The organism is Psychrobacter pocilloporae, assembly GCF_029872915.1.
Taxonomy (GTDB): Bacteria; Pseudomonadota; Gammaproteobacteria; order Pseudomonadales; family Moraxellaceae; genus Psychrobacter; species Psychrobacter pacificensis.
The window spans coordinates 2,938,992-2,952,395 of sequence record NZ_PGFT01000001.1 but is presented as its reverse complement, the minus strand read 5'-3'; the positions used below and the strand labels follow the sequence as shown (position 1 = coordinate 2,952,395).

At 44.9% G+C, this 13,404-nt stretch carries 9 protein-coding genes; 3 read left to right on the top strand and 6 right to left on the bottom strand.

Annotated elements, in window-relative coordinates; all coding sequences use genetic code 11:
* The first annotated feature begins 174 nt into the window (after positions 1–174).
* Together rapA and CUR83_RS12595 are read left to right on the top strand one after the other, a co-directional pair.
* Entirely contained in the window at positions 175–3,078 is a 2,904-nt protein-coding gene (gene rapA, locus CUR83_RS12600; RefSeq protein WP_212564100.1) for an RNA polymerase-associated protein RapA, read from the top strand.
* A 373-nt stretch (positions 3,079–3,451) separates the two neighbouring features.
* The gene (locus CUR83_RS12595; RefSeq protein ID WP_284719771.1) at positions 3,452–4,354 is read left to right on the top strand and encodes an acyl-CoA thioesterase; all 903 of its coding nucleotides are present in this window, start codon (positions 3,452–3,454) and stop codon (positions 4,352–4,354) included.
* 96 nt (positions 4,355–4,450) lie between these two features.
* Here the strand turns inward: CUR83_RS12595 and mutY are convergent, their stop codons facing one another.
* From mutY to CUR83_RS12565, 6 genes are all read right to left on the bottom strand, one after another.
* Positions 4,451–5,737, bottom strand: coding sequence for an A/G-specific adenine glycosylase (gene mutY, locus CUR83_RS12590; RefSeq protein ID WP_284719770.1), 1,287 nt, complete (start codon positions 5,735–5,737; stop codon positions 4,451–4,453).
* A gap of 105 nt (positions 5,738–5,842) precedes the next feature.
* Positions 5,843–7,135: a KAP family P-loop NTPase fold protein gene (locus CUR83_RS12585; RefSeq protein ID WP_284719846.1), complete on the bottom strand. Its 1,293-nt coding sequence runs from the start codon at positions 7,133–7,135 to the stop codon at positions 5,843–5,845.
* Positions 7,136–7,265: 130 nt separating this feature from the next.
* On the bottom strand, positions 7,266–7,403 hold the full coding sequence (locus CUR83_RS12580) for a hypothetical protein (RefSeq protein WP_284719769.1): 138 nt from the start codon (positions 7,401–7,403) through the stop codon (positions 7,266–7,268).
* 129 nt (positions 7,404–7,532) lie between these two features.
* Positions 7,533–8,489, bottom strand: a complete 957-nt coding sequence (gene ylqF / locus CUR83_RS12575; protein ID WP_223334080.1) for a ribosome biogenesis GTPase YlqF — start codon at positions 8,487–8,489, stop codon at positions 7,533–7,535.
* A 125-nt stretch (positions 8,490–8,614) separates the two neighbouring features.
* The gene (locus tag CUR83_RS12570) at positions 8,615–11,725 is read right to left on the bottom strand and encodes a DUF2339 domain-containing protein (protein WP_284719768.1); all 3,111 of its coding nucleotides are present in this window, start codon (positions 11,723–11,725) and stop codon (positions 8,615–8,617) included.
* A 171-nt stretch (positions 11,726–11,896) separates the two neighbouring features.
* Positions 11,897–12,634, bottom strand: coding sequence for a dienelactone hydrolase family protein (locus CUR83_RS12565; protein WP_284719767.1), 738 nt, complete (start codon positions 12,632–12,634; stop codon positions 11,897–11,899).
* A 160-nt stretch (positions 12,635–12,794) separates the two neighbouring features.
* On the opposite strand from CUR83_RS12565, the gene CUR83_RS12560 reads away from it, so the two are divergent.
* On the top strand, positions 12,795–13,388 hold the full coding sequence (locus CUR83_RS12560) for a YcgN family cysteine cluster protein (protein ID WP_284719766.1): 594 nt from the start codon (positions 12,795–12,797) through the stop codon (positions 13,386–13,388).
* The last annotated feature ends 16 nt before the right edge of the window (positions 13,389–13,404 follow it).

Sequence of the window (13,404 nt, the reverse complement as noted above, 5' to 3'; positions counted from 1 at the left end):
CACTCATCTAGCCGCTAACGTTATATAATGGTAAGGCTTGGCTATTGGTTTCACTAAGATTATGACACTGCGTTTGCATCTATTGATGATTTGCCTCATTTTTAACCTGACTGCTATCGCAAGCCACCATTGCTATCTAATTTTTAATTATCTGAGTACAAAAGACATCGCCTTATGACTATCTCTATTGCTTCATTGCACAGTACTGAATTCGCCGTTGGCCAACGTTATTTATCTGATACGGAGTCTGAGCTTGGCTTAGGTGTGGTGATCGACGTCGATGATCGATGTGTGCATATTTTATTTCCACAAAGTGAAGAGACGCGCGTCTACGCAAAAAACTCTGCGCCACTATCGCGTGTGGTGTTTAAGGTTGGCGATACGATCTATGACCAAGATGGCAAAAGCTATACAGTCAATGCTGTCGATGAAGTCATGGGTGTGCTCAAATATGGCGTCGATGAACACGAGGGCGGCCCTGCTTCTAAAGGAATAATGGAGACGCGCCTTGCTGCCAATATCACGCTAGCCAAGCCACTTGAGCGCTTGCTCGCTGGTCGTATCGAGCGCGGCGATTGGTACGAGCTGCGCCAAGATATCTTACGTATGCAATCAGCGTTGGCAGGCCATCCACTCAAAGGGTTGATGGGTGCGCGTGTTGATATCATCGAGCATCAGCTCTATATCGCACACGAAGTCGGTAAGCGTATCGCGCCGCGTGTCCTGCTCGCTGATGAAGTGGGCCTTGGTAAAACCATCGAAGCGGGCATGATTATCCATCAGCAGCTACTAACGGGTAAAGCTGAGCGTGTTTTAATTTTGGTGCCAGACAGCTTGCAATATCAATGGATGATTGAGCTGCGTCGTCGTTTTAATCTGAATTTTGCATTGTTTGATTTGGTGCGCACTGCTGCGATCAAAGAACATGATCCTGAGCAAAATGTCTTTGCCACTGAGCAGTGCATCATCGCCGGTATGGACTTGTTGATTGACCATCCTGATTTGTATGATCAAGCGATGGAGGCAGGATTTGATCTATTGGTCGTGGACGAAGCGCATCATCTGCATTGGGATGAGGCGCAAGGCGGCAATGATAAATATGATCTGGTGGCAGACTTTGCAGAAGAGACGCCAGGCGTGATGTTATTGACGGCAACGCCAGAGCAGCTTGGCGCGCAAAGTCATTTTGCCCGTTTGCGTCTGCTTGATCCAGATCGCTTCGATGATCTAGATGAGTTCATTGATGGTCAAGAAGCGTTTGCGGAGACGGCAGCAGTCGCTGGTGTATTAATAGAAGACAAACCGCTCAATAACGGTCAAATCACCGCATTGAGCAATTTATTAGACATCAGGATGGATGAGCTGTCTACGATTAATGAAGACGACAAACTGCGTACCTATGCGCTCAACGAGCTATTAGATCGTCACGGTACTGGTCGTATTTTGTTCCGCAACACGCGCGAGAGTGTCAAAGGGTTCTATGGTCGTAGCAGTCAGCCGCATCCACTGCCGCTCCCTGACGCGTGGAAAGACAGCTATCAAACCAATGGCAAATTGCGTGAGCAGCTATGGGGCGAAGAGAATCAACCAGATGGGGGCTGGCTAGAAGATGACCCACGCGTCTCTTGGTTGGTTGATATCTTACGCGGTGAGCTTAAGCAACAAAAAGTGCTATTAATCGCTCGCAGTGGCGCGACAGTAGAGAGCTTAGAGGCTGTATTGCGTCTGCATGCCGGCATCAAAACCGCTATATTTACTGAGCAGATGACCCTGCTTGAGCGTGACCAAGCAGCAGCATTTTTCGCGGATAGTGAAGGCGCACAAATATTATTGTGCTCAGAGATTGGCTCTGAAGGTCGTAACTTCCAGTTTGCAAGCCAGCTGATACTCTGGGATTTACCAGCCAATCCAGATACTTTGGAGCAGCGTATTGGACGTCTAGATCGTATCGGTCAGACACAGCAGATCATGCTGCATGTGCCTTACGTACAGGGCACGGCGCAAGAGCGTCTGTATCATTGGTATAACGATGCGCTGAATATGTTTAACCAAATATCACCAACGGCACAAAGCGTGCAAGAGCAGTATATCCAAGAGCTCAAGCCTGTACTTGAAGGCGCGGATACTGCGGATAACAATGCTATCTTACAAGACATCATTGATGAGGCGCTACAGACGCGTTTGGGCCTAGAGGCGCAGCTACAAGCGGGCCGTGATCGTCTGCTAGAGTACAACTCGTGTCGTCCGCGTGTTGCTGGACGTATTGCGGATGCCATGCGTGACTTTGATGGCAATAATTTGTTGCCGCATTTCATTGAGCGCTTCTTTGCCTCTGCCAATATCGACCATAATATCCAGCGTGATGGCTCGTGGGTCATCGCACCGATTGATAGCACTGAGATCAGCGACTATATCGATGGCTTGCCGCTTGGTGATGAAGATGGTATGACGTTGACTTTTGAGCGTGAGCAAGCGCTTCAGCGTGAAGATATCGATTTTATCACGCACGAGCATCCATTGATGCGCGCTATCTATGAGCTGGCCAGTACCAGCACCTTTGGGAATACGACAGTGGCTATGCTAAAAAGCGCCGCTGTGCCGCAGGGGATGGTATTGTTAGAAGTAAACTTCCGTGTCGAAGCCATCGCCCCAAAAGTGCTCAATCTGCCAGCGACCTTGACCACGCAAAATATCCGTGTCTTTATTAGTGAGCAGGGTAGTGACTTGTCGGCTCGTATCAGTGCTGATATGATCATGCCGCATGTGGAACGCTTGGACAAAAACCGTGCTCGTCAAGTGATCAAAGTGCGCGGCGATGTGATCGAGCAGCGTTATTACGAGGCTGAAGACATCGCACGTAAGCAAATCGCGGAGATTGGTGAACAAGCAAGTGCGCGCTTTAGTCAGCAGTGGTCACGTGAGATCAAACGTCTCAAGCATCTGCAAACCATCAATCCAAATGTACGCCCCGAAGAGATTGAGCGCCTAGAGCAGCTCAAAGCCCAAGGGGAGCAAGCGCTTGGTAACTTATCGCTAGTGCCGGACTCTATTCGCGTACTGGTAGCAGTAAAGCCATAAACTTTTAGATGATAGTCAAAAACGAGATGTTGTTAGACATCTCGTTTTTTTATGAATGAGATTGCTTGGACGAGTAAAGTAGATGCGATTTTTTATCGCAAATCGTTAAGCAATACTTATGAGTAAGCTGACAGTAACTAGTCAAAGCCAACAATATTGGGTAAGATATTTACCTTTTCTATCGAAAATGAACAGATAGCCATGGCCTGGTGAGCTATGGCTGTGTGTTTGTTCTAAAGTCTCTCTTGTATATATTAGCAAGCGATCTCATATTATTTTAAATTCAAGCGCAGCGGCTATATGGCATCGAGATTGTTAGATGCTTACTTTTGGATGCTGAGCGTGTTTGATAAAAATAAGGAAACATATTGTCATGTCCGATAATTCACAACTGATTGATGAGCTGCTAGCTACAATCGCGCTTATTGAGGTTACCCCCGATGTCTTTGAGGGTAAGAGCCATGATTATGTGGGCAGTCGTATATTTGGCGGGCAAGTATTGGCCCAAGCGATCATGGCAGCAGCGCATACATTAGATCAAGACAAGCCTTGTCACTCGTTGCATGGGTATTTTTTGCGTGGCGGTGATATCAATCAACCAGTGATCTATCAAGTGCGCCGTCTGCGTGATGGTCGCAGTTTATCTGCGCGTGAAGTGACTGCTATTCAGTACAAAGAAGTACGCGATAAAGCGCCTGTTGAGCAAGTGATATTTTCGATGATTGCGTCGTTTTCTCCCATGGAGGATGGCCTTGCGTATCAAGAAGACATGCCTGTTTATCCACCGCCAGAAGATCTATTGACCGAGCAAGATTTAAAAGAAGAGTACGTGGGCAAAGTACCAGATGCGCTCAAAGCACGGTTTATGCGCCGCCGTCATGTCGAGATAAAGCCTGTCAAACCGCGCAATCCGATCAATCCAGAACCAATGAAACCTAAGCAAGCCAACTGGCTGCGTATTCGCGAGCTGGGCAATCAGCCGGTGGCGATTCAGCAAGCGCTATTGGCGTTTTCGTCTGATTTTTACTTGGTGGGCACGGGGCTCATGTCACATGGCGTAAGCTTTATGACCAGCGGGTTGCAAGCGGCTAGTATTGACCACTCTATGCACTTCCACCGTGAATTTGATTTGAATGACTGGCTGCTCTATGACATGTGGAGTGATACCACGTCCAATGCAAAAGGGCTGAACCATGGGCAGTTTTGGCAAGATGGCAAACTGGTCGCCACCGTGCAACAAGAAGGCTTAATGCGCTTGCGTGTACCAAAGTCTTAACCCTAGCCTTAGCGTTGTTATTAGCTTTCATTATAAAAAAGCGACTCATTATCAATAATGAGTCGCTTTTTTTATGTCAGTTTTTTACACTAATTTTTATTCTAAGATTTTAATCATCGCACGAGGCAATCCTAGACTGTCTTGTGCTGTTTGTTCGGTCAGCCATTTAAAATCAATCGCGGCTGCTGTTAGTTTCTCGTTGAGTTCTATCGTTTGCGCAGCATCGGCAGTGAGTTTGCGCGGTGTTAAATACCAATGGAAATGCGTCAATGAGTGCTTGATAGGGGCGTCATATAATAAGGTATTGCTAACTGATTCGGTTACCAGTTCATTCTTTATTAGCCATTCGTTGATAATTTGCTCAGCCGTGGTGAACTCTGTCTCATAGACTTTTTCATTACTGCGCACGCCACTTGTCAAGCTTGATGACTTATCGTCGCTCGTGACTGATTTATTAGCAGTAGTTTTGCCAGTTATCTTGCTATTTGCTTTACCGTCAATTTTTTCTACGAACTGTAATGGCAAGCTCCATAATCCACCCCAAATGCCATTATCAGGGCGTTGTAGCCACAATATCTCACCGTCTATATTTTCTATCAGCAATGCATCGCTAAACTTACTCGGTTTGGGCTGTTTTTTCGCTTTGACAGGATAATCAGTCTCGCGCCCCTCAGCATGTGCCAAGCAATCTTCTTGTAGCGGGCATAATAGGCAAGTAGGTTTGCTATGCGTACATAACGTTGCGCCCATATCCATCATGGCTTGCGCAAACAGTCCTGAGTGATCTGCGGGCGTTAAACGCTCCGCTAATGCCCATAACTCTTTGGTCGTGGCAGATTTGGTAATGTCACTGTCAATGGCGGCCCAGCGCGTCAATACCCGTTTGACATTGCCATCGCAGATAACGCCATAGTGGTGCAATCCCATCGCCATAATCGCCCCAGCCGTTGATGGGCCAACGCCAGAAATCGCTTCCCAGCCTGCGAGCGTCTGCGGGAACTCGCCCGTCTCCTCGATTACTGCAACCAGCTGCTTTGCCCCTTTATGCAAATTACGCGCGCGTGCATAGTAGCCAAGCCCCGCCCAATGCTCGGCGACCACATCCCAGTCGGCGGCGGCCAAATCCTGCACGGTCGGAAACGATTCCATAAAACGCGCAAAGTAGGGCAACACGGTGGTGACTTGTGTTTGCTGGAGCATGACTTCGGATAACCAAACGATATAAGGATTGGGCGTATCGGTCTGGTGCTGTTGCCACGGTAGGTCGTGGCGACCGTTTTCGGCAAACCAATCGAGTAGGCGCGGGGTGAAGGTGTTAAGGGAAGAGGTGGCGTGGTTAAAAGTTGTGTCAGAAGATTCAAAATTGGCAGTTGGCTGGGTCATAGGCTCTATTATTTGGTTTTTTGAAGATGAGTAAGTATACCTGATACACGTATTTTCTACGACTTAACTTTGGTGCAATACCATTGAATAATATAATAAAAATAACTACTTAACGATATCGAAAAGTAGGAGGTTATTGATAGTGTGGTTGATGTATGCATGTACATAGCTATCTTCTTTTACACAACTAGAATAAATGTCAGCTTCTTCCTCTAAACTAATTTTACTCATAATACCTCTTAGAATGTCCTTTCCGTTATATGAATTATCTTCTGATATATGAATGTTGCGGTGATTATTCAATTTGTTGAAGATCATCAAAGTTAGGCTTCTTGTATAGTTTTGCTGCACTATCGGACGGTCTGTAGGTAAAACTAAACGAGTACATTGCATAAAGTCTAAGAAGTCTTTGTTAACTACTTTGTTATTTGAAAGCTGATTGAATAGCTCTTTATCCATCATATAAACAAATGATAGGAAGACCATCAAAATCTGCTCAACAATCGGTGACTTACTTTGCTCTTCATTTTCAAAAATGGTTAGCGTTTCGATACAACGTACAATTTGTTCGATATTACGAAGTGATAAGTTACTGAGATCCAAGAAACTTGGAATCTCGTAGATAAACTCATTGTCTTTAAATTCTTGTGGAATGACTTTGCTTGCCCGTACTGTGGCTTTAAAGTAAGCGACATTATTTTCGACTGTTCCACCCTCAATATCTTTTGTAGAAGTGGGCAAGTTGATCTGATACTTAAAAAATTTATATAAATAATCATGGGAGTTGGTTTCACTACCATAGCTGTGTTTAATGGTGGCTTTTAATTGCTCCGCATTAGTAATCAAGATGATCTGCACATTTTTAACATCAAAAACGTGTTTGATGGTTTCTAACATCATCACTGCAAAATCTGGACGACAGCGATCAAGCTCATCAATCAGTAAAATAACAGGATTGTCTGCTGCAATATTGTTCAATGCATCCTTTAAGGTTTGTAGGCTTCTCTCAGCCTCAGCTTGGTCTTCAATAAGAGACTCTAAAGAAAGGTCTATTAACTCTTTTGAACCTTCTTCTATGGTTTCCATACCCTTAGTAAACGCTTCAGGTATATCCGCAGCATAGCGTCCAAAAGCAAAGCCTAATCCTGCCTTCAAACCAATACCACCAACCAAGCGTAAATAAGGAACAGCATTTTTTATCAATTTTTTTCGCTGATAACTTTTTTTAGGGTAAAAACTTACAATTTCTGAAATTAAAGTCAATAATGGCTCGTTAGCATGATCAGCTTGAAAAGCATTTACATAGCCAACTTTATAGTTATTGGAACTATCTGCTTCAATCAGATTTTTAAGTTTAAAACAAAACTCCGTTTTGCCTGTACCCCATTTACCGTCAATGATATAGTCGGTTCACTATAAAATCGATACAATAAGATTAAACGCTATTTTTCGCAGCCTCTGGAGACGTAGTCACAGCAAGCAAGAAAAATAGCGTTTAATCAAATGAATTTATTATCCTGTATCGTTTTTATTTAGACTTAACTATAAGTGGTGATACTTCAATATCTGAATCTAATAGCTTAATGATTTTCTCAGCGATAGGCTCACGTGTAAACTCATCTCTTTCATGAAAAGTGAAATCTTTCATTAAGTTGTAATCTGTCATTACTTATTCTCTATATTTGTATTTTTGACATACGATACTTATGTTATACAGAGAATAAAGACATAAAAAAAGCCCACAAGGGCTTTTATATAGGCAATTATTTTTTGAGTAATGAGCCTTGAACCAAACCTACTTCCGATTCTTCCGCGTTTTTAGACGACGTAAGCGTTTTTCTTCCTCGCGGGCTTTCTTTTTCTCTTCAGCAGCGAGTCGCTGTTCTGCGACGACGATTTCTTCTGCCTCAATCATCGCTGGTGTCTCTAGCGTGATACGACCAATTTTTGCGCTACGTAGCTCATTGATGAGAATCTCAGACATGCGGTAGGTGTCGACCTGATTGCCCGAACGCACACAGCCGCGATTACGACCCGCCACTTCAAAAAACTCCCAATCGGTCTTGGGCAGCTCGTCAATTTTATAGCGAGTTTTTAGTAGCTCAGGATAAGCGCTAAGCAAATACTCAGCGGTATAGCTGGCGACATCAGCAAAATCAAACGCCGTATCACGGATGCCGCCCGTTGCGGCTAGACGGTAGCCAGAGTTTTCATTTTCAACTTTCGGCCATAGCATACCGGGCGTGTCATAGAGCATGATGTCATCGTCAAGCTTAATCAGCTGCTGCGACTTGGTTACCGCTGGCTCGTCACCTGTCTTTGCCACGGCGCGTCCAGCCAGCGTATTGATCAGCGTTGATTTGCCCACGTTTGGGATACCCATAATCATCGCTTTGATTTGACGACCAGTCCCGACTTTATTGGGTACGAGATGCTTACAGATGGCGATGATGCGTTTTACGTCATTGGCTTTTTCAGTATCGCAGGCAATGGCTTTGACCCCATCTTGCTGCTCAAGATGATCCATCCAGATTTGGGTCAATTCAGGATCGGCAAGGTCAGCTTTGTTCAGGATTTTGATAACAGGTTTTTCGCCGCGTAGGGCTGCGACCATTGGGTTTTCACTACTATAAGGAATACGCGCATCGATGACCTCGATGACCACATCCATCTGCGGCATGATTTCTTTGATTTCGTTACGGGCTTTGTTCATATGCCCAGGGAACCACTGAATACTTGCTCTCTTATCCATCTGCTTTCATAACCTTTTATAAAAAATGCTAAAAGTAAAACAATCAATGTTTACTTTCTAATGCTGTCCAGTTTACTACAGAACCACCTTGCTCACGGGACAATTTCACTCGACCAAATCTATCGCTATTCTTTAGTATGGTTTTCTGTTTCCTCGTACGCTGGTGGTAAGGGTGCCAAATAACCAATGAGCAGAATCAAACTACCTGCGCCAAGGAAGGATATCACTCGCCAAATCGCTTCGGTCTGTGACAAATCGACTAAGACCAGCTTGAGTACGACAATGCCTAGTAGACCAATCCCCATAAACCAAAGCGCGCGCTGCCAATAGCGGCTGGCAAGGATGGTGGCGACCAAGGCTAAGAGCGTCCATAAAATTGTCAATCCAGTCTGTACTTGCTCGCTACTCCATGCACCGCCCTGAGCACCGTCCCAAAGTGGCGTGCCGATAAAGGCGTGTAGCGTTCTGACCAACATGCTGGAGATTAACCAAAAACTGATCAGTCCCAATATGATTAGCAAATTCTCAGCGGTAAATATGCGCTTAGATTTGGCAGTTGTACTTGCTCCGATAAGTGTCTCATCGCGGTTTTTTTGGCTTATATAATACAGACTAAAACCAACCGATAGCGTCAGCCATGAGGTGATGTCGTATAGGTTAAATAATGGAAAATAAGACAATCCCCAAATCACACCGTCATAATACCAATTGGTAAGAACAACCCAAAGTAGGGCGACAGGAGCAAAAATGGCAGCGCAACCTAATAGTGCCTGTTGCCAGTTAAACCAATACAGCAGGCCTTGTTCTGAAGTTTTATCAGTCGAGGTGCTTTCTTCATTTTGACTAAGATAGCGATGATTGAACCATAACCCAAATAGTATGAGTACCGCTGAAAACAAGATAGCCATCACGCCATCAGAGTCTGGTAGGCCATAATGCGCAGCCGCAGCAATCAGTAACAGCCCTGTACCGAGCCAGCTTACCTCAGTATAACGTACCGTGTTTTTAGTATCAGACCATGTTTTTAGCCATAGCTGGCCTATCAGTAACCAGCCAATTATCAAACCTATGAATACCAGCCATTCCGCTGTTGCCCATGTTAGATTTCGCTCGAATTTTTGTGGCAGTTGCAGTATTAGCATGAAATAAAACAATAACAATAATCCACGACTCAGCTGTCTAATCTCTGCCCACGGACGATAACGGTTGATGACCCAATAGGCGGCCAGGCTGATGAGTGCTGACAGCGCAATGACTGTCGTATCTGATTGCCAACTATCAAACCAATGATGCAAATCAAGTATCAGCACTTGTAGCATCCACGCTATCGCTGTCAACGTTAAAAACTTTATTAATCTAGGACTGTGCCAGACGAGTTTGAACGCATGGCTTTGATGACTGATAGCGTTCAGCCATTGCTGTGCCGCTTGATCATTGATACCCAGTGCATGAGCATAATTGGTTATCGTATCTGATGGGTTGTCACGCTTTTGTGCCTTTATGGTAGAAGGCGTTATAGCGTCACGATTTTGCTTATTACTGTTATCTAGCTTATTCATTAACATCGTAGGGGAGTTGCTAGCGCGTAAGATAAAGATGGTCGCCAGATAAGCAATTGCTGAAATACTAAAGGCTAAAACCGGATAGTCGTTGCTAGAGAATATCGCTGTGGTCACGAGCATGCCAATACTGATGAGTTGCAATAGTAGACCAAATAATACTGACCATGACCGCAATGAACGCCTGCCAAACCATACCAGAGCAAGTCCCTGTACTGACCAACCAAAGGCAATCCATTCCGCATCTAGCGCCAGCGGAATCATCAGCGCCAAAAACCCAAATCCTAAAGCCAGCATGCCTTCAGTGATTAAAGCATAGCGCTCACTGCGCTGGATAAACAACCAGCCCAGCCCAAGGTAGACAGTCGCCAAAATCGCGCTAGTGATGGTCAAGGCATTAGGAATCTTATCAAGTAAAGCCGAAAGTAAGCCGAAAGACAGAAGCGGTACTGAAAACAGTAAGCCCGTATCGATGGGAAATAAATAGGCATTGTTGCCTACGGTAGCTTTATCAAAACGCTTGATATTATTTGTACTATCGATATGGCTAAGGGCTTTTTCGCTAAGTGCGTTGTAGGCAATAACTTGCTGCGCGTAACGAATGACGACAAACAAGTAAAGCAACCAATGCAATGTAATAAGCAAAACCAATGGCCAAAGCTGCGTCTCAATAATTGGATCAAGATTCTGCGTGCTGCCCCAATAGTAGGCCAATCCAAACGTGACAATTACGCCAAATAGATTCAGTATCTTCCATGGACGATAATGAGCAATCACAGCAACCGTGACATTCAATAATAGGTAGTAGCTGAATAAGGCGACTAAGCTACCAGTATCTTCACTGGTCAAAATCGGCGCAAAAAATCCACCAGACAACGCTAACAACGCGAGCGGAAAAGCGTTTTGGCGTACAGCAAGGGCAATGGTCACAGCAGACAATAATCCAAGCCCAATAAAGCTTGGAATACTTGGTATGATTTCATAAACACTATAAGCAAAAAAGGTGCTCAAATATGTAATCGCTAAGCCTGCGCCCTGTAGCGTAATCCCATACGAAAAGCGTTTTGCCGTGAGCTTTAACCCAAGTGCTGCCAACGCAAGCCCCGCGATGCCAATTGCTACAAGCTTTGTGGTAATTGAAATTTCGATATATTCGCTGAGTAACCGCAGCAGTAGCACCACGCCTACTAGCAGCACCAATACGCCGACCCGAACGACGAGATTGCCACCGAAAAACCAGTTTTTGATTGAATGAATGAGCGACGTCACAATAGGTAGTGAGCGTTCATCAGGCTCAATCGGCGCATTTGCTATTTTATTTTTGGTCGGAGTTGGCGTAGTAACAGGCACTGGTGGTGGCAATGATGTAAATGACAGCGTTGAAAGATTATCTATAGACCGCTGTTGTGAATCAAAAATTGCATGCTTAGCAGCATCATTTTTAGTAGTATTGCCTTCACTAGCGCTCGCGCGCGTATAAACACGCTCATCAGCCAAATGGGTAGATGAAGCGTTCATACTGCGATTTTTTTGCTGCTCAAGTTCAGCCTGTAGATTTGTCACATCGCGGCGCAAATACGTGATTTCTCGCTTTATCTTGGTGTATAGCGCGACTACCACGATCAATAAAATTGTAAAGGCCAGCCAACCCAACTGGGTTACCAATAGATATAACATCTTCGTCGCTCAATCCAATTGATAGTAATGTGATAATGACGTGATTTGCTAAGAAGCACAAGACCGCTCTGATTACTTACCCAAAAGGTCATTGATAAAACAAAACCCAAAATAAAAGGGCAGCTTAATGGTTAAGCTGCCCTTCTTTATGAGTTTTATACCAGATCTTTTTTATGCCAAATTGGCTTTCATAAACTCAAGCATATTTTCCCAGCTTTGCTTAGCAGCGGCTTCGTTATAGCCAAGATCCACGTCATTGTTTGCCGCACGCTCATCGGCATGTGGGTTGGTAAAGCCATGCTTAGCATTGTCATAGACATCGATTGTGTAGTCTACGTCAGCCGCGTCTAGCTCTGATTTTAGGCCTTCAATGGCGTCCATTGATACCATTGAATCATCACGACCATGAGCGACCAATACTTTTGCTTTAAAGTTTTTGTCTGCTGGTTGTTTTGGCGTTGGGTTACCATGGAAGGTAGCAACCGCTTTTAGCGGCATGCCTTCGCGAGCCATGTCTAGGACAACTTTACCACCGAAGCAGTAACCAATTGCGCCTAGATTGTCACCGTCAACTGATAACTGATCGCTAAAGTCGTTCAAAATCAAGCGGCAGCGTGCCATCAGCATGTCTTGATCATCAAGCACTTGCTCCATCCACATGTTAGCTTGCGCCGCATCGGTGGTGAGTTTGCCTTCGCCATAAACGTCCATTGCAACTGCTGCGTAGCCTGCTTCTGCCAAACGCTCTACTACTGATTTTGGATGATCGACCACGCCCCACCATTCTGGTGCGACCAAAATACCTGCTGCTGGGTTATCATCAGAAGCATTGTCTGGTAGTGCCACATAGCTGATAAGTTCAACACCATTTTCGGTGGTACTGATTAACTCGAAAGTCTTAACTGACATAGGATTGTCCTTTTTTATGTTATGAGTTTTGATTATTCGTCGTTTTGATTATTTGTCATTGTGATGGTTCGTTTTCTAACTCGTACTACCTTAACGCCCATCTTTAGCAAAAACAGCTATAATAGTGTAACGCTCTTTATCAAAATGCTACTGCGACCCTATGACTATAAATTTCTTAAACAAAAATGATGAACAATCAGGCTTGCATTCAGGCGTCCATCCAGATGCTAAGCTTGAGCAGTCGGTAAGTTTATTTCCTAATAATGCTGACACTGATTCTAGGTCTGAGCCACTGCGTCCGCAGTTTTGGTCACGATTTGCCTTAAACGAGCTAAATCATAGCGAATGGGAAGCGTTGTGTGATGGCTGCGGCAGCTGCTGCTTAATTAAATACATCGATAATGATGATGACGAAGAGCTGGTCGAGTATACCGATGTGACGTGCCAGCTCATGGACTGTGCGACAGGCTATTGCCAACATTATGCGACGCGCCAAGAGCATGTACCAGATTGTATTCAGCTGACCATGGACAACTTGCCCAACATGATGTGGCTGCCATCGCATTGCGCCTATAAGCGCTTGTATAAAGGACAGAATTTGCCAAGCTGGCATCTGTTATTGACTCAGGATGCGGTAGTCACCCAGCACGAGATGCGTGCGGCCAATGTGGGTGTCGCTGGCCGCTGTGTGTCGGAGATTGGTATGTCTGATGAAGAAATGGAAACGCGCGTGGTTAATTGGGTGAATCCATAACTGCTATAGGGTAGAT